This is a genomic window from Klebsiella sp. HMSC09D12 (assembly GCF_001808475.1).
GTDB lineage: Bacteria > Pseudomonadota > Gammaproteobacteria > Enterobacterales > Enterobacteriaceae > Klebsiella > Klebsiella oxytoca.
The window spans coordinates 145378-164382 of sequence record NZ_KV793511.1 but is presented as its reverse complement, the minus strand read 5'-3'; the positions used below and the strand labels follow the sequence as shown (position 1 = coordinate 164382).

The 19005-nt window shown below is 54.5% G+C and carries 19 protein-coding genes; 10 read left to right on the top strand and 9 right to left on the bottom strand.

Translation table 11 applies throughout. The features are described 5' to 3' along the window. Positions 1-203: 203 nt before the first annotated feature. On the bottom strand, positions 204-746 hold the full coding sequence (locus HMPREF3178_RS27725) for a non-heme ferritin-like protein (RefSeq protein WP_017145631.1): 543 nt from the start codon (positions 744-746) through the stop codon (positions 204-206). A gap of 548 nt (positions 747-1294) precedes the next feature. On the opposite strand from HMPREF3178_RS27725, the gene HMPREF3178_RS27720 reads away from it, so the two are divergent. The 6 genes from HMPREF3178_RS27720 (at position 1295) to otsA (ending at position 8053) form a co-directional block, all read left to right on the top strand. Continuing rightward, the gene (locus tag HMPREF3178_RS27720) at positions 1295-1852 is read left to right on the top strand and encodes a DJ-1/PfpI family protein (RefSeq protein ID WP_004103431.1); all 558 of its coding nucleotides are present in this window, start codon (positions 1295-1297) and stop codon (positions 1850-1852) included. Between the two features lie 288 nt (positions 1853-2140). Next, a complete protein-coding gene (locus tag HMPREF3178_RS27715) occupies positions 2141-3121 on the top strand; it encodes an arabinose ABC transporter substrate-binding protein (protein WP_017145632.1) in 981 nt (326 codons plus the stop codon). A gap of 61 nt (positions 3122-3182) precedes the next feature. Continuing rightward, a complete protein-coding gene (gene araG / locus HMPREF3178_RS27710; RefSeq protein WP_004103427.1) occupies positions 3183-4697 on the top strand; it encodes an L-arabinose ABC transporter ATP-binding protein AraG in 1515 nt (504 codons plus the stop codon). Positions 4698-4711: 14 nt separating this feature from the next. After that, on the top strand, positions 4712-5692 hold the full coding sequence (gene araH, locus HMPREF3178_RS27705) for an L-arabinose ABC transporter permease AraH (RefSeq protein ID WP_004103425.1): 981 nt from the start codon (positions 4712-4714) through the stop codon (positions 5690-5692). A 158-nt stretch (positions 5693-5850) separates the two neighbouring features. After that, positions 5851-6654 (top strand): trehalose-phosphatase, encoded by an 804-nt coding sequence (gene otsB, locus HMPREF3178_RS27700; protein WP_016808315.1) that lies wholly within the window; start codon positions 5851-5853, stop codon positions 6652-6654. Further along, the gene (gene otsA, locus HMPREF3178_RS27695) at positions 6629-8053 is read left to right on the top strand and encodes an alpha,alpha-trehalose-phosphate synthase (protein WP_004103421.1); all 1425 of its coding nucleotides are present in this window, start codon (positions 6629-6631) and stop codon (positions 8051-8053) included. Before otsB ends, otsA begins: the two co-directional genes overlap by 26 nt. A 28-nt stretch (positions 8054-8081) precedes the next feature. Here the strand turns inward: otsA and uspC are convergent, their stop codons facing one another. Both uspC and HMPREF3178_RS31400 read right to left on the bottom strand, forming a co-directional pair. Then, positions 8082-8510: a universal stress protein UspC gene (uspC, locus tag HMPREF3178_RS27690; RefSeq protein ID WP_004103417.1), complete on the bottom strand. Its 429-nt coding sequence runs from the start codon at positions 8508-8510 to the stop codon at positions 8082-8084. Between the two features lie 103 nt (positions 8511-8613). Then, positions 8614-8799: a hypothetical protein gene (locus HMPREF3178_RS31400; RefSeq protein WP_157776755.1), complete on the bottom strand. Its 186-nt coding sequence runs from the start codon at positions 8797-8799 to the stop codon at positions 8614-8616. Between the two features lie 76 nt (positions 8800-8875). Here HMPREF3178_RS31400 and HMPREF3178_RS27685 point away from each other — a divergent pair, with 76 nt between their 5' ends. Next, positions 8876-10459, top strand: a complete 1584-nt coding sequence (locus HMPREF3178_RS27685) for an MFS transporter (RefSeq protein WP_070585629.1) — start codon at positions 8876-8878, stop codon at positions 10457-10459. A 4-nt stretch (positions 10460-10463) separates the two neighbouring features. Then, positions 10464-11603, top strand: a complete 1140-nt coding sequence (locus tag HMPREF3178_RS27680) for a beta-galactosidase BglB (protein WP_017145634.1) — start codon at positions 10464-10466, stop codon at positions 11601-11603. A 76-nt stretch (positions 11604-11679) separates the two neighbouring features. Here HMPREF3178_RS27680 and argS read toward each other — a convergent pair whose 3' ends face one another. Beyond that, entirely contained in the window at positions 11680-13413 is a 1734-nt protein-coding gene (argS, locus tag HMPREF3178_RS27675; protein ID WP_017145635.1) for an arginine--tRNA ligase, read from the bottom strand. A 229-nt stretch (positions 13414-13642) separates the two neighbouring features. Between argS and HMPREF3178_RS27670 the strand changes: the two genes are divergently transcribed. Then, entirely contained in the window at positions 13643-14212 is a 570-nt protein-coding gene (locus HMPREF3178_RS27670) for a VOC family protein (RefSeq protein ID WP_004113810.1), read from the top strand. A gap of 76 nt (positions 14213-14288) precedes the next feature. Further along, positions 14289-15032, top strand: a complete 744-nt coding sequence (gene cutC, locus HMPREF3178_RS27665) for a copper homeostasis protein CutC (protein WP_017145636.1) — start codon at positions 14289-14291, stop codon at positions 15030-15032. A 298-nt stretch (positions 15033-15330) separates the two neighbouring features. Here cutC and cmoB read toward each other — a convergent pair whose 3' ends face one another. Genes cmoB through HMPREF3178_RS27635 form a run of 5 tightly spaced genes read right to left on the bottom strand, consistent with a single transcriptional unit; the run spans position 15331 to position 18963 of the window. Further along, entirely contained in the window at positions 15331-16353 is a 1023-nt protein-coding gene (cmoB, locus tag HMPREF3178_RS27655; protein ID WP_004113808.1) for a tRNA 5-methoxyuridine(34)/uridine 5-oxyacetic acid(34) synthase CmoB, read from the bottom strand. Continuing rightward, on the bottom strand, positions 16350-17093 hold the full coding sequence (gene cmoA / locus HMPREF3178_RS27650; protein WP_004103405.1) for a carboxy-S-adenosyl-L-methionine synthase CmoA: 744 nt from the start codon (positions 17091-17093) through the stop codon (positions 16350-16352). Before cmoA ends, cmoB begins: the two co-directional genes overlap by 4 nt. A 39-nt stretch (positions 17094-17132) precedes the next feature. Next, positions 17133-17528, bottom strand: a complete 396-nt coding sequence (locus HMPREF3178_RS27645; protein WP_004103403.1) for an MAPEG family protein — start codon at positions 17526-17528, stop codon at positions 17133-17135. Between the two features lie 53 nt (positions 17529-17581). Beyond that, positions 17582-18400: a DUF72 domain-containing protein gene (locus HMPREF3178_RS27640; protein WP_017145637.1), complete on the bottom strand. Its 819-nt coding sequence runs from the start codon at positions 18398-18400 to the stop codon at positions 17582-17584. Beyond that, the gene (locus HMPREF3178_RS27635; RefSeq protein WP_016808311.1) at positions 18397-18963 is read right to left on the bottom strand and encodes a hydrolase; all 567 of its coding nucleotides are present in this window, start codon (positions 18961-18963) and stop codon (positions 18397-18399) included. Before HMPREF3178_RS27635 ends, HMPREF3178_RS27640 begins: the two co-directional genes overlap by 4 nt. Between the last annotated feature and the right edge of the window lie 42 nt (positions 18964-19005).

The following is a 19005-nucleotide window of genomic DNA, read 5'->3' as shown; positions in this document are numbered from 1 at the left end:
AAACACTGTTTTTATATTATCAACCCAGAGTTTTAAACGTGATCCAGATCACCAATACCCTGCTAATTCCTCCGGTTGAGCGGGAATGAGATCTGGTTAAAAGTTTTTAATGCCTTTCAGGAATAAAAACGGCGCCGAAGCGCCGAAAAAGATTGGTTCGCTGAGGGGCGATGAGGGCATTAAAGGCAGAAACACGCCTCTTTTTACGCTTTATCGCGCGCTCCGGTATTTGCCGACATGACGCTGGCGTACTGTTGGCTGACCAGTTCAAGCAGGTGACGATCGGTTTGCTGTTCGCTGGTCCCGGCCTGGTCCGCGCAGCGGACTTCATCCAGAATGGTCTCCAGCAGCATGCCATCCAGCTGCTGTTCTTTCGCCAGCAGCGCGAGGAAGCGTAGGGTGGATTCGTCGCTTTGCGCCTTCGCCTCTGCCGTCAGGCCGGAAAGCATGCTGCTGCGCTGCTGATAATCAGCAACGGTTTTGCTAAACAGGTCTTCAAGAGAGGCGCATTCCGCGCTGCAGGCTTCGTCTGCTTTAAGCACGGGCCAGGCGCCGGAACTTTTCATAAAATCAAAGACCCGCATCATCTGCGTTATGCTGGATTGCGCTCGATTACGCAGAAAAGTGGCGGTACCGTTCAACCGCTGCTGAATACACCACTCGCTTAACTGCAGATACAAGTTGGAGGTATGGAACTCAAGATTCAATTGGTTATTCAGCTTTTGCACCATTCCTGGAACGACCATAACAATATCCTTATTTACTGTGCGGGAAGCGCCTGCGTCATATCCAGACGCGATTGTGACCAAGAGAGTTTGCGAAATTAAAACCAACAGATGAAAAGCTCAGAATAATTCTATTCAGAACTTAAGCCCGAACCATGGAATTAAATTTCTTGTCTCAACGAAGATAGAATAGCGCTATATCTGAATTAAGAAAACTCTCAATGGTGGTTATTTACATTATGTTACAACATCTGGATTTAACTTTATACAGGCTGGAAATGTAATGGTAATCGCTTACTGTAGTACATTGTTATTTATATTAACTTTATGATTTAACACCTCTTTTATTGGCTTCCTGATTAAAAGGTAGTATCTCTAATATTTTTTATTGAAATTGCGTTTTAAAAATAATGATTCAAAATTCCTTTTTGTGATATCGTGAGTCATCAAAGCGAAGGCTGCACTGGTTCATCTTTTCGCCTGGGTAACTGAAAAGATGATGATAATTTAAAAAAAGATGTTTTTTTGTAAAAGGCTTATGACTGCCACGCTAACGAAAGGAGACTGAAATGAAAAAAGTTGCGGTGCTGCTGGCGTCGGGTTTTGAAGAGGGAGAGGCGATTGTGGTGGTTGATATCCTCCGCCGTCTGCATCTGGATGTGGAGCTTCTCTCCTGCGCCGAATCGCGCGCGGTGGTGAGCTACCACGATATCCCAATGGTTGCGGATAGCACTTTAGCCGAACGCGCAGGGATGCTGTACGACGCGGTGGTTCTGCCCGGCGGTCCGCAGGGAAGCGTCAACCTTGCCGCCAGCCAGGACGTCGTAGCGTTTATTACGGCCCACGATAAAGCAGGAATGCTGATCTGTCCGATCTGTTCGGCAGCCGCAAGGGTTCTCGGCGGCAATGGGCTGCTCAGGGGGCGACGCTACGTCTGTTCGGGGGAGTTATGGCAGAACGTGGCGGACGGGGAGTATGTTGATCAACCCGTAGTGGAAGACGGTAATTTGATCAGCGGTAAAGGGTTAGGCCATGTTTTTGATTTTTCTTTTACCGTTGCCGCTCGTTTATTGGGGGATGAGGTGCCGGTACGCAATCATGCGGAGCATATTTATTGCCGCTGGTAATATCGACAAGGATAACTCTGCTGATGATATAGAGAATATTGCTACAGCCTGCGCTAATTGTCTGACAATTAGCGCTTTTTTTATGTCTTTTTTCGCTGTTTTTATGTACGCAATTACTGTAATTCCGCGATGTGATTGCGCTCTCGTATGGAGAAATAATTTCCGGTTAATACTATTTTAACAACGGCGGTCTTGATTGAGACTTTCCTAATGCCTTGTTTTGCGTCCGATAAAAAAATTAACTCTTAATTTTCCCTACATAAAAGCGAATTAAAGCTGGAGTTTACCATGCACAAATTTACTAAAGCGCTGGCGGCGATCGGTCTCGCCGCAGTTATGTCACAATTAGCTATGGCCGAGACGCTTAGGCTGGGTTTTCTGGTCAAACAGCCTGAAGAGCCATGGTTTCAAACAGAGTGGAAATTTGCCGATAAGGCCGGTAAAGATTTAGGTTTCGACGTCATCAAAATTGCCGTCCCCGACGGTGAGAAAACCCTTAACGCCATTGATAGCCTGGCGGCTAGCGGAGCCAAAGGCTTTGTTATCTGTACGCCCGATCCCAAACTCGGGGCGGCCATAGTCGCCAAAGCGCGCGGCTATGATATGAAAGTCATTACCGTCGATGACCAGTTCGTTAACGCCAAAGGCAAACCGATGGAGAGCGTACCGCTGGTGATGATGGCGGCCAGTGAGATCGGCGCACGTCAAGGGCAGGAGCTCTATAAAGAGATGCAAAAACGCGGCTGGGACGTGAAGGATACCGCCGTCATGGCCATCACTTCCGACGAGCTGGACACCGCCCGTCGTCGCACTACCGGATCGATGGACGCCCTGAAAGCTGCCGGTTTCCCGGAGCAACAAATCTACCGTGTGCCAACGAAATCTAACGACATTCCCGGCGCTTTTGATGCCGGTAACTCTATGCTGGTTCAGCATCCGAACGTCAAACACTGGCTGATCGTCGGCATGAACGACAATACCGTTCTGGGCGGCGTACGCGCCACCGAAGGCCAGGGCTTTAAAGCGCCTGACGTTATCGGTATCGGTATTAATGGCGTTGATGCAGTGAACGAACTCTCTAAAGCGCAGGCCACCGGTTTCTACGGCTCTCTGCTGCCAAGCCCGGATATTCACGGCTATAAAACCAGCGAGATGCTTTATAACTGGGTGACAAAAGATGTCGAACCGCCAAAATTCACCGCGGTGACCGACGTGGTGCTGATTACCCGCGACAATTTTAAAGAAGAGCTGGCTAAAAAAGGGCTGTAAGGCCGGTTGACCGGGCCTCTTGCCTTGAGCGAGAGGCCCTGTACAGAAAAGCGGAGTCGTTATGCAACAGTCTACCCCTTATCTCTCATTCCACGGCATCACCATGACATTCCCGGGCGTTAAAGCGCTGTCCGATATTAGCTTTGACTGCTATGCCGGACAGGTCCACGCCCTGATGGGAGAAAACGGCGCCGGGAAATCCACGTTGCTCAAAATCCTCAGCGGCAACTACGTACCCACTGCCGGCAGCCTACAGATCCAAGGCCAGCAGATGACCTTTACCCACACCACCGAGGCGCTGAACGCCGGGGTGGCGATTATCTATCAGGAGCTGCATCTGATCCCGGAAATGACCGTGGCGGAAAATATCTACCTCGGCCAATTGCCGCACAAGGGCGGGATTGTGAATCGGTCGCTGCTGAATTATGAAGCCGGCCTGCAGCTGCAGCATCTGGGGCTGGATATCGACCCGGAAACGCCGTTGAAGTATTTGTCGATTGGCCAGTGGCAGATGGTGGAGATCGCCAAGGCGTTGGCGCGGAACGCCAAAATCATCGCTTTTGACGAGCCCACCAGCTCACTGTCGGCCAGGGAAATCGACAATCTGTTTCGGGTCATCCGCGAGCTGCGCCAGGAAGGGCGGGTGATCATTTACGTTTCCCACCGGATGGAAGAGATCTTTGCGTTAAGTGACGCCATCACGGTCTTCAAAGATGGTCGCTACGTGCGCACCTTTGACAATATGCAAGAGGTTAACCACGACGCTCTGGTACAGGCGATGGTCGGTCGCGAGCTGGGCGATATCTACGGCTGGCAGCCCCGTGAATATGGCAAAGAGCGTTTGCGCCTCGATCGGGTGAAGGCGCCTGGCGTACGGCAACCCGTTAGCCTTTCGGTGCGTAGCGGAGAAATCGTCGGCCTGTTTGGGCTGGTTGGCGCCGGACGCAGCGAACTGATGAAAGGCCTGTTCGGCGGCAGCAGAATAACCGCCGGTCAGGTTTATATCGACGGCGAGGCCATTGATATCCGCAAGCCGGCTCAGGCGATTCAGGCCGGGATGATGCTCTGCCCGGAAGACCGCAAAGCAGAGGGGATTATTCCGGTTCACTCGGTTCGCGACAACATCAATATCAGCGCCCGCCGCAAGCACATTCTCGCGGGCTGCGTCATCAATAATGCCTGGGAAGCGCAGAACGCCGACCAGCATATTAAATCGTTGAATATCAAAACGCCCGGCGCAGAGCAGCTGATTATGAATCTCTCCGGTGGCAATCAGCAAAAGGCGATTCTCGGCCGCTGGCTGTCGGAGGAGATGAAAGTCATCCTGCTTGACGAGCCCACGCGCGGCATTGATGTGGGCGCTAAGCATGAGATCTATAACGTTATTTACGCATTAGCGGCATCGGGCGTCGCGGTGGTCTTTGCCTCCAGCGATTTACCGGAAGTTCTCGGCGTAGCCGATCGCATCGTGGTGATGCGCGAGGGTGAGATTGCCGGAGAGCTGCTGCATGAACATGCCAATGAACAGCAGGCATTGAGCCTTGCCATGCCAAAAGTGAGCCAGGCAGTCGCCTGAGTAAGGAGTCTATGATGTCATCAGTTACCACTTCAGGTACTTCCCGGTCGGCTTTTAGTTTCTCCCGTATCTGGGATCAGTTCGGCATGCTGGTCGTTTTCGCGGTGCTGTTTATTGGCTGCGTAATTTTTGTGCCCAATTTTGCCTCGTTTATTAATATGAAAGGTCTGGGGTTGGCTATTTCTATGTCCGGAATGGTCGCCTGTGGGATGCTGTTTTGCCTGGCGTCCGGCGATTTCGATCTGTCGGTCGCCTCGGTTATTGCCTGTGCCGGCGTGACCACGGCGGTGGTGATTAATCTGACTGAAAGCATGTGGGTTGGCATTGGCGCCGGTCTGCTGCTTGGCGCAGTGAGCGGCCTGGTCAACGGTTTTGTCATTGCCCGCTTAAAGATTAATGCTCTGATTACCACCCTCGCCACGATGCAGATCGTCCGCGGTCTTGCCTATATCATCTCCGACGGTAAAGCGGTAGGGATTGAAGATGAGCGCTTTTTTACCCTCGGCTACGCCAACTGGTTTGGTCTGCCTGCGCCTATCTGGTTAACCGTTGCCTGCCTGATTGTATTCGGTCTGCTGCTGAATAAAACCACCTTTGGCCGAAACACGCTGGCGATAGGGGGTAATGAAGAAGCGGCTCGTCTGGCCGGCGTTCCGGTGGTGCGGACGAAAATTATTATTTTCGTCCTTTCAGGGCTGGTTTCCGCGGCAGCGGGCATTATCCTGGCATCCCGTATGACCAGTGGTCAGCCGATGACGTCCATTGGCTATGAGCTGATTGTCATTTCGGCCTGCGTGCTCGGGGGCGTATCGCTGAAGGGCGGGATCGGCAAGATCTCCTACGTGGTAGCCGGGATCCTGATTCTGGGAACGGTGGAGAATGCGATGAACCTGCTGAACATTTCCCCGTTCTCGCAGTACGTTGTGCGCGGCGTGATTTTGCTGGCTGCGGTGATCTTCGACCGCTATAAACAGAAAGCGAAGCGTGCGGTTTAATTCGTCCAACTTTTCAGTTTAATCCTAAACCCTCGCCAGCGCCCGTTGCGCTGGCGATGACTATCAAAAATGGCGATGCTGGTCACACTGTCTATACTTACATGGCTACAATAATTTAACACCCAGCATGTTGCTGGCCATGATAAGGAGGAAACAGGGTGGCTGACCAGATTTATGTACCGCCTGCGTTAACCGGAAACTACGCTTTTTTCTTTGACCTCGATGGTACCCTTGCCGGTATCAAACCCCATCCCGATCAGGTGGTCATTCCAGCCGATGTTCTGCAGTCGCTGCGCCAGCTTGTGCAGCAGCAAAACGGCGCGGTGGCATTGATTTCAGGGCGCTCAATGGTTGAGCTGGATGAGCTTACCCGTCCTTACCGGCTACCGCTTGCCGGTGTCCACGGGGCTGAACGCCGTGACATCAATGGTAAAACGCATATTGTCTCTTTACCGGATTCACTTCTGAAGGCGCTCTCTGCGCAGTTGACGACGGAACTGGATGCTTTGCCGGGATGCGAACTGGAAAGTAAGGGGATGGCTTTTGCTTTGCACTATCGACAGGCGCCGGAGCAGCAGCAAGCGGTGCTGGCGCTGGCGCAATCTATCGTCCAGCGCCATCCCATTCTGGCCCTGCAGCCGGGTAAGTGCGTGGTGGAGATCAAACCGCGTGGAGTGAATAAAGGTGAAGCGATAGCCGCTTTTATGCAGGAAGCTCCATTCAAAGGACGCAAGCCGGTGTTTGTTGGTGATGACTTAACCGATGAAGCTGGTTTTAGCGTTGTGAATCAATTGAATGGCGTATCGGTCAAAGTGGGCGGCGGCGAAACGCAAGCGCGTTGGCGTTTGCCTGACGTGCCCGCCGTTCATCTTTGGATTAGTAACATCGCGAATCATGGGCAACAACCAGATGCGCTAACCGACAGGAGAGATGGCTATGAGTCGCTTAGTCGTAGTATCTAATCGTATTGCCCCGCCGGATGACAAAAAGGCCAGCGCCGGTGGCCTTGCCGTGGGGATTATGGGGGCATTAAAAGCAGCCGGAGGTTTGTGGTTCGGCTGGAGTGGGGAAATCGGTGACGACCAACAGCCGTTAAAAAAAGTGACTCAGGGCAATATCACCTGGGCCTCTTTCAATCTTAGCGAGCAGGATCACGACGAATATTACAACCGCTTTTCCAATGCCGTTTTATGGCCCGCATTCCACTATCGTCTTGACCTGGTTGATTTTCAGCGTGAAGCCTGGGAGGGCTATCAGCGCGTTAATGCGACCCTGGCGGATAAACTGCTGCCGCTGATTGAACCTGACGATATCGTCTGGATCCACGATTACCACCTGCTGCCGTTGGCCAGCGAACTGCGCCAGCGCGGCGTCAATAATCGTATCGGCTTCTTTTTGCATATTCCGTTCCCGACGCCGGAAGTGTTTAATGCGTTACCGCCGCATGCGGAACTGCTTGAACAGCTTTGCGATTACGATTTACTGGGTTTCCAGACCGAAAGCGACCGACTGGCGTTTCTGGATTGCGTATCGATGCAAACCCGCCTGACGACGCGCGACGGCAAAAAGCATGTGGCCTGGGGAAAACCTTTCCAGACCGAAGTCTATCCGATCGGTATCGATCCGGAAGAGATTGCGCGCAGTGCTAAAGGGCCGCTGCCGCCGAAGCTGGCGCAGCTGAAGAGCGAGCTCAAAAGCGTCCAAAATATCTTTTCCGTTGAACGGCTGGACTATTCGAAGGGGCTGCCGGAGCGTTTTCTCGCTTATGAAGCTCTGCTGGAGAACTATCCGCAGCATCACGGCAAGATTCGCTATACCCAGATTGCGCCGACTTCACGTGGGGACGTTCAGGCCTATCAGGATATTCGTCATCAGCTGGAAAACGCAGCCGGCCGTATCAATGGCCAGTATGGCCAGCTGGGCTGGACGCCGCTTTACTACCTTAACCAGCACTTTGAACGCAAGCTGCTGATGAAAATCTTCCGCTACTCCGACGTTGGTCTGGTTACCCCGCTGCGCGATGGTATGAACCTGGTGGCGAAAGAGTATGTTGCCGCGCAGGACCCGCAAAATCCGGGCGTGCTGGTGCTGTCGCAGTTTGCCGGCGCGGCCAACGAGCTCCCGACGGCCTTAATCGTTAATCCTTACGATCGCGATGAGGTCGCTGCGGCGCTGGATAAGGCATTAACCATGCCTCTGGCCGAGCGTATTGCCCGCCATTCGGCCATGCTGGCGGTGATAAAGGAAAACGATATTCATCGCTGGCAGGAGCGGTTTATTGCCGATCTAAAGGAGATTGAGCCAGGGAGCGAGGAGAGCCACTTAGAGCGCAAGGTCGCCACTTTCCCTAAACTCGCCTGAGGCCAAGACGGTTAGCGCCTCCCCGGCGCTAGCCTTTTTCCAGACAAACCAGCAGCACATCGACGCCGCTACTGCCAACAATATCTTTTGCCGAACAGGTGGCGCGAGAAAACAGACTCTGGTTGTGGTTACCGCAAATCACCAGGTCAACGCGATGCTGTCGGCAAAAATCCTGCACGTGGTGAGCAATTCCGCCGCTGGCAATGGTCATTTTCTCTATAGGATAGTCGGCGTGGCGGGCCAGCTCGGCCAGAAATCCGCGCGTCTCCTCCTGCATCACTTCGCGTAAGTTTTCCATCATGGGCGCCGCAAACTGATTATACAGCTCCGGATCCGTCGCCAGCGTAATCAGGCTGACTTTTGCATTGACCGGACGTGCGATGGAGACGGCTTTTTGAATGAGGACCCGGCTTTCCGGGGTTGGCGCCACGGCGACCAGCAGATGTGAGTAGGGCATCAAGCCTCCTTGATATACGCGAAACAACCCTTTTCTTATTGTCTTTACTCCCATTCCTTAGCATTCGCAAGGTTTATCCGCAGCGAAATACATTGCCCAAATTTCATTCCACGACGCGCCGTTTCGGTGGCCACATCTCAGTTTTTGGTCCGATCTTTTGTATTAAAAGAAACGCTGTTTTATAAATCAGTGAAGCGTGTTCATCGACTCTTTGTGTTTTTGCCATTGAACGCTTTTGGCTGGCAAAAATGAAAAGGTAACGCCGTTCCCATGTTCTTACTGTAGCCATGTATCAACCCCCTTTTGGCGGAATGAGCCAAAAAGCGGTTCGGAGTTCTCAAAAAAAAGACACAGGATTTACGGCGATGAAAACACGTAAAATCGGTTTGGTTAACTACCTTGCCTATGGATCGGGCGATTTTCTTGGTGCGGGAACAACTGCACTCACGGCAGCCTGGCTGCTCTACTTCTACACCACCTTTTGCGGACTTTCGCCTATCGAGGCGACGCTCATTTTTGCCACTGCCAGAGTTCTGGATGCGGTAATCAGCCCGCTGATGGGCTTTCTGACGGATAACTTTGGCTCGACCTGGCTGGGAAAACGTTTTGGCAGGCGTAAGTTCTTTATCCTGCTCGGCATCCCTTGCGTGTTTAGCTACTCCATTATGTGGGTAGGAGATATGGGGTTCTGGTACTACCTGCTGACCTATCTGCTGTTTGACATCGTCTATACCATGATTCTGGTGCCGTATGAAACGCTGGTGCCGGAAATGACCGACGATTTTAAACAGAAAACCAAATTCTCCGGCGCGCGTATTTCTATGGCGCAGATGTCGGCGATCCTGGCTTCTTTCCTGCCGGGCATTCTGCTGACCATCTTCGGCAAAGACAACGCCGTCTCTTTCTTCTACGCCAGCCTGGTGTTCTCGGTGCTGTGCGCAATGATGTTAACTTTTGTCTGGTTCTTTACCTGGGAGCGCCCGCGTGAAGAGTGGACCGAGGCTGCGCTGCGCGCCGAAGAGGAGAAACAGAACCTGAGCTTGTCTCAGAGTCTTAATCGCCTGTTTATTGAATTAAGTTCGACCCTGCGCATTAAAATTTTCCGTCAGCATTTGGGGATGTATCTGGGGGGCTATATCGCCCAGGATGTCTTCAATGCGGTCTTTACTTACTATGTGGTGTTTGTCCTGATGCAGGAAGCCTCAATGGCCTCCAACCTGCTGGGGACCATGGCGATCTTCCAGTTTATTGCGGTTATTGCGATGATCCCGCTGTGTATTCGCTTCGGTCCGGCGCCATCGTACCGCATGGTGGTAGTGCCGTTCGGGCTGAGTTCGCTCTCTTACGCGGTGCTGTACTACGCTGGCCTCAGCGATGTTTATTCGCTGCTGCTGCTGATTTCCGCAGTGGCGGGTCTGGGCCGCGGCGGCATCAACTATGTTCCGTGGAACACCTATACGTATATTGCCGACGTGGACGAAGTGATCACCGGCCAGCGTCGCGAAGGCATCTTTGCCGGGATTATGACTCTGACGCGTAAGGCTTCCCAGGCCGGGGCGGTGATGCTGGTAGGGATCATCATGCAGATGTCCGGCTTTGTCTCCGGGCAGAAAACGCAGCCTTATGAAGTGAGCCATACCATTCTGCTGATCCTCAGCGTCGGCACTTTGCTGGTGCTGGCCTGCGGCTTCCTCGTTTCCCTGCGCTTTAAACTCAATCTGCAAACCCACAGCGTCCTGCGTGCGGAAACGCTCAAAATGCGTGAATCCGGACGCGCTCAGCCGGAACTGACCAGCGCCCAGGATCGTGAAGTAGTCGAGATGCTGGCCGGGATGCCGTACGACTCACTGTGGGGAAACAACAATATTGGTTATCTGAATCGTAATAAACCCGCCGCGCCATCGCTGAAACAGCGTTCTGCCATGAATTCGACATATAACAGAGGTTAAGGATATGAAAGTTTGGCCTGTCAAACATAGCCCACTACTGCGCCAGCCTGAGCGCTTTATCGCCCGCAATGAACTGCAGACGCTGATTCAGAAGGTCACGCAAAATCTGGTCAACATTAAAGATGAAAGCGGGCAATTTTTACTGCGGCTGGACGACGGGCGCATCATTGATACGAAAGGGTGGAACGGCTGGGAGTGGACTCACGGCGTCGGCCTGTACGGCATCTGGCAGTATTACCAGCAGACCGGCGATACCGCAATGCGCGATATTATCGATAGCTGGTTTGCCGATCGCTTTGCCGAGGGGGCGACCACCAAAAACGTCAACACCATGGCGCCGTTTCTCACCCTCGCTTATCGCTATGAAGAGACGGGCAACGCCGCGTATCTGCCCTGGCTCGATAGCTGGGCCGAGTGGGCGATGAACGAGATGCCGCGCACGGAGTCTGGCGGCATGCAGCACATCACGCTGGCAGAAGAAAATCATCAGCAAATGTGGGACGACACGCTGATGATGACCGTTCTGCCGCTGGCGAAAATCGGTAAGCTGCTTAATCGCCCCGAATACGTAGAGGAGGCGGTGTATCAGTTTCTGCTGCACGTGCAGAATCTGATGGACCGCGAGTCCGGTCTGTGGTTTCACGGCTGGAACTACGAGGGGCGACATAATTTCGCTCGCGCCCGCTGGGCGCGCGGCAATAGCTGGCTGACGATCGTGATCCCGGATTTCCTGGAGCTGGTGGATTTACCCGAACACAGCGCGGTGCGACGTTACCTGGTGCAGGTGTTGGATACGCAGATTGCGGCGCTGGCCCGCTGTCAGGACGATAGCGGCCTGTGGCATACGCTACTTGATGACCCTGACTCCTATCTGGAAGCGTCGGCGACCGCCGGTTTTGCGTATGGGATCCTCAAGGCGGTGCGCAAGCGCTACGTGAGTCAGGCGTATACGGAGATTGCGGAAAAAGCGATTCGCGGCATTGTGGCGAATATCTCTGCGCAAGGGGAACTGCTGCAAACGTCCTTCGGTACCGGTATGGGGTCGGATCTCGATTTTTATCGCGACATCCCGCTGACGTCGATGCCGTATGGCCAGGCGATGGCGATCCTGTGTCTGACGGAGTATCTGCGGAAGTATTTTTGAATCAGGTGAGAACAGCCGGGTGAGGCGTCAGCCGCCGCCCGGCAAACCCGGCGTTAAGCCGGGTTCTTTCGACACATTACATCCGTTCTACGGTTTCGATACCCAGGGTATCAAGACCCAGCTTCAGCGTTTTCGCCGTCAGCAGAGCCAGTTTCAGGCGGCTGTTGCGCGTCTCTTCGCTTTCAGCGCTCAGGATCGGGCAGTGCTCATAGAAACCGGAGAACAGACCCGCCAGATCGTACAGGTAAGAACACATAACGTGCGGCGTGCCTTCACGGGCAACGACCGTAAGGGTTTCTTCAAACTGCAGCAGACGGGCCGCCAGCTGGGCTTCGCGGTCTTCGGTGATGACTACCGGCGCCGCCACTAGCGCACTTTCATCAATATCCGCTTTGCGGAACACGGAGAGCACGCGGGTATAGGCATACTGCATATAAGGCGCGGTATTGCCCTCAAAGGCCAGCATGTTATCCCAGTCGAAGATATAGTCAGTGGTGCGGTTTTTTGACAAGTCGGCATACTTAACCGCGCCAATCCCGACCGCGTTCGCCAGTTTTTCCAGTTCATCGGCGGGCATATCCGGGTTTTTCTCCGCCACCAGACGGCGGGCGCGTTCCAGCGCTTCGTCCAGCAGGTCGGCGAGCTTCACGGTACCGCCGGCGCGGGTTTTGAACGGTTTGCCGTCCTTGCCGAGCATCATGCCGAACATGTGGTGCTCCAGCGGTACGGACTCCGGCACGTAGCCGGCTTTACGTACGATAGTCCACGCCTGCATCAGGTGCTGATGCTGGCGAGAGTCGATGTAGTAAAGCACGCGATCCGCATGCAGATTCTCGTAGCGGTATTTTGCGCAGGCGATATCGGTAGTGGTGTAAAGGTAGCCGCCATCCTTCTTCTGGATGATGACGCCCATCGGTTCACCTTCCTTGTTTTTGTACTCATCAAGGAATACCACCGTCGCGCCTTCGCTTTCTACCGCCAGCCCTTTGTCCTTCAGGTCGGCCACGATACCCGGCAGCATCGGGTTATAAAGGCTTTCGCCCATAACATCATCGCGGGTCAGGGTGACGTTCAGGCGGTTATAGGTTAACTGGTTTTGCGACATGGTGATGTCGACCAGCTTGCGCCACATTTCGCGGAAATATTCGTCGCCGCCCTGCAGCTTAACGACGTAGCTGCGCGCGCGCTCGGCGAAGGCTTCATCTTCATCGTAGTGTTTTTTCGCTTCACGATAGAAACCTTCGAGGTCGGCCAGCGCCATTTCACCGGCGTTCTCCTGCTGCTGTTTTTCCAGGTACGCGATAAGCATGCCGAACTGGGTACCCCAGTCGCCCACGTGGTTAGCGCGGATCACTTTATGCCCGAGAAACTCCAGCGTACGCACCGCGGCATCGCCAATGATGGTGGAGCGCAGATGGCCTACGTGCATCTCTTTCGCCACGTTCGGCGCAGAGTAATCGACCACCACGGTTTGTGCCGGCGGCTGAGCCACGCCCAAACGTTCCGATTTCAGCGCGCTGCTGACATTTTCCGCGAGGAAGGCCGGATCGAGGAAAATATTAATAAAGCCAGGGCCGGCGATATCTACCTTATTGGCAATCCCGCTCAGATCGAGATGAGACAGTACCTGCTCTGCAAGTTGTCGCGGCGCCATGCCCAGTTTTTTGGCAACGGCCATCACGCCGTTGGCCTGATAGTCGCCGAACTGGACTTTTGCTGACTGGCGGACCTGAGGTTCGCAATCGGCAGACGCGCCTGCTGCGATCAGGGCCTGACTGACTTTTTCTGAGAGAAGAGCCTGAATATTCACCGAAACACCTTACGTTAACACGCCGTCACCCTGATGGGGCGGCGCGGGAATGTGGACAAATTAGGGCAGGAGTATACTGCATTTGCACCCACGCGTCAGCACCGCACGGAGGTTGCTGAGCCTCGCGCTCAACGAATAACCGTTCGCCGGACGTCGCCGACGATTGCCGGTTGGTCGGATGCGGAAAACGCGATAGATTAGCGCTTTTTAGCGCGTACCGAGGCTTACGATGGCGAACTGGCAGCAGATTAATGAATTAAACGATATTTCCGCGGACCTGCCGCGCTTTACCGAGGCGCTAAACGCGCTTGCTCATCGGCTTGGTCTCGATATTACGCCACTTGATGCCGACCATATTTCCCTGCGCTGTCACCAGAACGCCACGGCGGAGCGCTGGCGTCGCGGCTTTGAGCAATGCGGCACGCTGCTGTCGGAAAATGTCATTAACGGCCGCCCCATCTGCCTGTTCAGGCTGGATGAGCCGGTGGTCGTGGCGCACTGGCGTTTTAGCATTGTTGAACTGCCGTGGCCGGGCGAAAAGCGCTATCCGCATGAAGGCTGGGAGCATATTGAAATCGTTCTGCCTGGCGAGCCCGAAACGCTCAATACCCGCGCCCTGGCGCTGCTTTCCGATAATGGATTGAGCCAACCGGGCATTTTTGTAAAGACCAGCGCGCCAAAAGGAGAGCATGAGCGCTTGCCGAATCCAACTCTGGCGGTTACCGATGGCAAAGTGACGATCAAATTTCACCCGTGGTCGATTGAGCAAATTGTCGCCAGCGAACAATCAGAACGATAACAGTGTGAAGCTACGCGGCGTCTGTCGGAAGAAATCGTGACATTCTGTCGTGTCTGCCATATCGACGGAGAGAAGAATGACCTTACTGGAAGTCTGCTGTTACAGCATGGAGTGCGCGCTGGAAGCCCAGCGCTGCGGCGCCGACCGCATCGAGCTATGCGCCGCGCCGCAGGAGGGAGGGCTGACGCCCTCCTCGGGCGTCCTTAAAACGGTGCGTGAGTCGGTGACCATCCCCGTTCATCCAATTATTCGTCCGCGCGGCGGTGACTTTTGCTATACCGCTGGCGAATTTGCCGCAATGCTTGATGATGTGGCTGCGGTGAGAGATCTCGGCTTTCCCGGCATGGTGATCGGCATCCTGGACGCCGACGGTCAGGTAGATAGGGCGCGAATGAAAAAAATAATGGCGGCGGCGGGAACGATGGCCGTCACCTTTCACCGTGCCTTTGATATGTGCGCCAACCCGCGCCAGGCCAGCGTTGAGCTGGCTGATCTCGGCGTTCAGCGGATCCTGACTTCGGGCCAGCAGCCGTCTGCCGAAAAAGGAATTTCATTAATCAGGGAACTTATTTCCCAAAGCGACACTCCTATTATTATGGCCGGCGCAGGAGTGCGTGCCGCCAACCTGCCGCTGTTTTTGCAGGCTGGGGTAAAAGAGGTCCACAGCTCGGCAGGCCAGTGGCTACTGTCCCCGATGCGCTTTCGTAATCCCGGGTTGTCGATGTCTACGGATGCCGATGCTGATGAATACTTACGCTACGCCGTCAATGGCGAAGCGGTAGCGGAAATGAAGAAGATTATTTCCGCACAGAGAGATTAAAACCCTAAATAATTCGAGTTGCGAGAAGGCGGCGACGCAGGGAGTCCCCAGGAGCTTACTCAAGTAAGTGACTGGGGTGAGCGACAAATCTGTCTGGAACAGATTTGAACGCCGTATCCCGGCGGCCCGTAAGGGCGAGGCTCATGGATGAGCCGAGTAACAAAGCCAGCGCACATGCAACTTGAAGTATGACGGGGATAAACCGTTTTTTGCTGCACATCATGTCGCCCAATATGATGATTGCCCGTACCAGGCCCCTGCCCATTAAACAGGGGCCTTTTTTTATGCTAAAAACGCGTCAACCGGCCCGCTTGTCGGCACGTTTTTTCGCTGCCAGAGACTGTTCCGTTTCCGGTTTGGTGGCAATAATCACCGCGCGCAGCGGGGCGGGATAGCCTTCGCGGGTTTTGCTACTGTCCTCGGGATCGAGGAAGTCGGCCAGCGACTCGGTGGTCATCCACTCGGTGCGGCGCTGCTCTTCGGTCGAGGTCACGCACGCATCGACGATGCGTACATCGACAAATCCGCACTTCTCCAGCCACTGCTTCAGCGCGGCGGCAGAGGGAATAAAGTAGACGTTGCGCATCTGCGCATAGCGATCGCCCGGCACCAGCACGGTATTTTCGTCGCCTTCAACGACCAGCGTCTCCAGCACCAGCTCGCCGCCGGGAACCAGCTGATCTTTTAGCTGCCACAGGTGATCGAGCGGGGAACGACGATGGTACAGCACGCCCATCGAAAAAACGGTATCAAAGGCGTTCAGCGCCGGAAGCTGTTCAATTCCCAGCGGCAGCAGATGCGCCCGCTGGTCGTTGCCCAGCAGTTTACGTACGGCTTCAAACTGGCAAAGGAACAGTTGGGTGGGATCGATGCCTACCGCCAGATGAGCGCCGGCGCCAATCATCCGCCACATGTGATATCCGCTGCCGCAGCCGACATCAAGAATAGTCCGTCCGGTCAGGTCGGAAAGGTGCGGCAGTACGCGCTCCCACTTCCAGTCGGAACGCCATTCGGTATCGATATTCACGCCGTAAAGGGAGAAGGGCCCTTTACGCCAGGGCATCAGATTCTTCAGCAGGTTTTCAATGCGCAGGCGCTGGCCTTCACCGAGCGGCGTTTCGCTCTCAGCGGTGACGCTATGCAGCAGGTCGAGGCGGTAGGGCGCAAACTCGGGCAGAAACTCGACGGCCCGTTCCCACTCCCGGTATTTGCCGTGCAGCGCTTCACGTTGCCAGGCCGCGACCTGAGCGGGTAGCGTCTCCAGCCAGTGTGACAGCGGGCTTTTGGCAATCAATTGATAAAAGTTGCTGAAATCAATCATGCCGGTTCCCCGGATTTTACGGCGATTAACGATCCGAAGTTAAAGCACTGGAACCACAATTCGGCATGTTCGAAACCGGCCTTGCGCAGGCGGGCTTTGTGGGTTTCCACGGAATCGGTGAGCATGACGTTTTCCAGCATGCTGCGCTTCTGGCTGATTTCCAGCTCGCTGTAGCCGTTGGCGCGCTTGAAGTCGTGATGCATGTTGAACAGAAGTTCGCCGACGTTGTCATCCTCGAAGCTGAATTTTTCCGATAGCACCAGCGCACCGCCCGGATTCAGCCCCTGATAAACCTTATCAAGAATGGCCTGGCGTTCGCCCGGCTCGAGAAACTGAATGGTGAAATTCAGCACCACCATCGAAGCATTTTCGATAGTGACGTGACGGATATCGCCTTCAATAACTTCGACCGGCGTCGGCGCTTTATAGGCGTCAATATGGCGACGGCAGCGTTCGACCATCGCCGGTGAGTTATCAACGGCGATAATTTTACAGCCGGCATGGGCAATGTTGCGGCGCACGGACAGCGTGGCTGCGCCAAGCGAGCAGCCGAGATCGTAAACCTGGGTATCCGGCTGAACGAAACGTTCCGCCAGCATGCCGATCATTGAAATAATGTTGGAATAGCCGGGAACAGAGCGCTGGATCATATCCGGGAAGACTTCAGCAACCCGTTCATCAAAGGTCCAGTCGCCGAGACTGGCAATCGGCGCGGAAAAAAGCGTATCGCGGTGAGACATAACGTTAAACCCGAAAAATCGAAAACGGCGTATTGTGCGCTAACGGACGGAGAAAACCAACTCCCAGGGCATATACCAGAAGTTCGCCAGCACCATCAGCAACAATGAACACCACGTCGCGCTCATGCCGGAGCGGCGCCAGCGATACAGGCGATGATGGAAACCATAAGAGTGCATCAGGCGCCCGACAATCAGCAAAATACCGCAGACGTGGACCATCCAGGTCTGCGCGCCGTTCATTTCCATAAACAGCAGCAGAATCAGGCCAATGGGAACGTATTCCACCGCGTTGCCGTGCACGCGAATAGCAACCTGCAGCTCGCTAAAACCACCGTCGCCGTAGCCAACGCGATATTGCGTCCTCAGGCGTACGACATCGTAAGAAAACTTTATTAGCAATAACGCACCTAAAACCGCATACAGCGCGCTGACCATACTCAAAACTCCCTTTTATTCCATCCGGTGGCTCAGTTGAGGATAGCAGGATATCAGAAAAGAGAGGTTTGCTGCGGAATTGACGGCGCATCACCTATTTCCGGTAGGGCGGCGCGCAGATCGCTCCACAGGATGTCGACCAGCTGCGGAGCCTGGGAGATATCCGGTGTGTGGAGGAACAGGTAGGGCGTTGTGGTTTGCGCCCATTTTGGCAGCGTCCTTATCCACACGCGAAAAAGCTCGCGATTTTGCGCCATATCGTCGCTGCCAATAAAGCGCACCATCGGGTGCCGGGCCGTCACCAGCGCATGGACGGGGACTTTGGGCTTTTTGTTTTGTGCTTCGATCATTGCCTGACTGCGGGCGATGGCGCTGTGAACCGGGCGGCTATCGAGGATAACGCGGTTGACGTTTCGCTGATGCAAGCCGCGATTAAGCTGCTGTTCCGCTTCCCCCTTGGCGAAAAATTCCGCATGCCTTACTTCGACGCCGTAGGTGAATTCACGCGGCAGACTATCAAGAAAGTGCCAGAGGGCGGGAAGGTCTCGGGGGCCAAACGTCGCCGGCAGCTGTAGCCAGTATTGGCCGATGCGCGAAGACAGCGGCGCCAGACGAGTAAAAAACTCCTGGCTTAAGTCGTCGCAGTTGCGCAGCGCCGCCTGGTGCGAAATGGTGGCCGGAAACTTGAAGCAGAAGCGAAAATCGTCGTGGGTCTGTTCATACCATCGACTGACAATCTCCGCTTTTGGTAACGCGTACAGGGTGGTGTTGCCCTCCACGCAATTAAAGTGGCGGGCATACTCTTCAAGGCTGGTGATACCCAGGCGCACCCACTTCGGGTGCGCCCATTGGGGAAGCCCAATATAGATCATAAGGCGGCAAGTACCTCCTCGGTACTGCGCACGCGAGCAATACGCGGGAAGATGTGCGTCATGCTGCCCTGATGCTGTTCGGCCGACGCCGCGCTGCAGGCATCTTCAACCAGAATCAGATTAAATCCCAGCTCCCAGGCGTTGCGCGCCGTGGATTCGACGCCGATGTTGGTGGATATTCCGCACAGAATGATGGTGTCGATGCCGCGACGGCGAAGCTGCAGCTCGAGGTCAGTGCCGTAAAAAGCGCCCCACTGACGTTTAGTAACTTCGATATCGCTTTCCTGTTTTTCCAGCGCGAGCGGGTAGGTCCACCAGTTTTCCGGTAGCGTATGGGCGCCAGCCTCGGCATCGACCGGCTGTTTCAGCGCTTCGGCGAAATCCGCTGACCAGCCGACGCGAACCATCACTACGGGGGCGCCCTGCTGGCGACACTTTTTCGCCAGCTTCGCGGCCCGCTCAACCACTTCATCAGCGCGATGAGGGCCGCCAGCAAACGGTAAAATACCTTCCTGCAGGTCAATAATGACCAGCGCGGTGTTTTTTGCATTGAGTTCTAACATAATATCCCCGTATCTTCTCCAGGTGGTCAGGTCGCTACAATA

What these genes read in the sequence shown, in the direction of transcription:
- araG (WP_004103427.1), top strand. Translation starts at nt 3,183, where the DNA reads ATGCAACAGTCTACCCCTTATCTCTCATTCCACGGCATCACCATGACA.
- HMPREF3178_RS27685 (WP_070585629.1), top strand. Translation starts at nt 8,876, where the DNA reads ATGAAAACACGTAAAATCGGTTTGGTTAACTACCTTGCCTATGGATCG.
- HMPREF3178_RS27715 (WP_017145632.1), top strand. Translation starts at nt 2,141, where the DNA reads ATGCACAAATTTACTAAAGCGCTGGCGGCGATCGGTCTCGCCGCAGTT.
- cmoB (WP_004113808.1), bottom strand. Translation starts at nt 16,353, where the DNA reads ATGATTGATTTCAGCAACTTTTATCAATTGATTGCCAAAAGCCCGCTG.
- araH (WP_004103425.1), top strand. Translation starts at nt 4,712, where the DNA reads ATGTCATCAGTTACCACTTCAGGTACTTCCCGGTCGGCTTTTAGTTTC.
- otsA (WP_004103421.1), top strand. Translation starts at nt 6,629, where the DNA reads ATGAGTCGCTTAGTCGTAGTATCTAATCGTATTGCCCCGCCGGATGAC.
- HMPREF3178_RS27635 (WP_016808311.1), bottom strand. Translation starts at nt 18,963, where the DNA reads ATGTTAGAACTCAATGCAAAAAACACCGCGCTGGTCATTATTGACCTG.
- HMPREF3178_RS27670 (WP_004113810.1), top strand. Translation starts at nt 13,643, where the DNA reads ATGGCGAACTGGCAGCAGATTAATGAATTAAACGATATTTCCGCGGAC.
- HMPREF3178_RS27680 (WP_017145634.1), top strand. Translation starts at nt 10,464, where the DNA reads ATGAAAGTTTGGCCTGTCAAACATAGCCCACTACTGCGCCAGCCTGAG.
- HMPREF3178_RS27640 (WP_017145637.1), bottom strand. Translation starts at nt 18,400, where the DNA reads ATGATCTATATTGGGCTTCCCCAATGGGCGCACCCGAAGTGGGTGCGC.
- HMPREF3178_RS27645 (WP_004103403.1), bottom strand. Translation starts at nt 17,528, where the DNA reads ATGGTCAGCGCGCTGTATGCGGTTTTAGGTGCGTTATTGCTAATAAAG.
- cmoA (WP_004103405.1), bottom strand. Translation starts at nt 17,093, where the DNA reads ATGTCTCACCGCGATACGCTTTTTTCCGCGCCGATTGCCAGTCTCGGC.
- cutC (WP_017145636.1), top strand. Translation starts at nt 14,289, where the DNA reads ATGACCTTACTGGAAGTCTGCTGTTACAGCATGGAGTGCGCGCTGGAA.
- HMPREF3178_RS27725 (WP_017145631.1), bottom strand. Translation starts at nt 746, where the DNA reads ATGGTCGTTCCAGGAATGGTGCAAAAGCTGAATAACCAATTGAATCTT.
- HMPREF3178_RS27720 (WP_004103431.1), top strand. Translation starts at nt 1,295, where the DNA reads ATGAAAAAAGTTGCGGTGCTGCTGGCGTCGGGTTTTGAAGAGGGAGAG.
- HMPREF3178_RS31400 (WP_157776755.1), bottom strand. Translation starts at nt 8,799, where the DNA reads ATGGCTACAGTAAGAACATGGGAACGGCGTTACCTTTTCATTTTTGCC.
- uspC (WP_004103417.1), bottom strand. Translation starts at nt 8,510, where the DNA reads ATGCCCTACTCACATCTGCTGGTCGCCGTGGCGCCAACCCCGGAAAGC.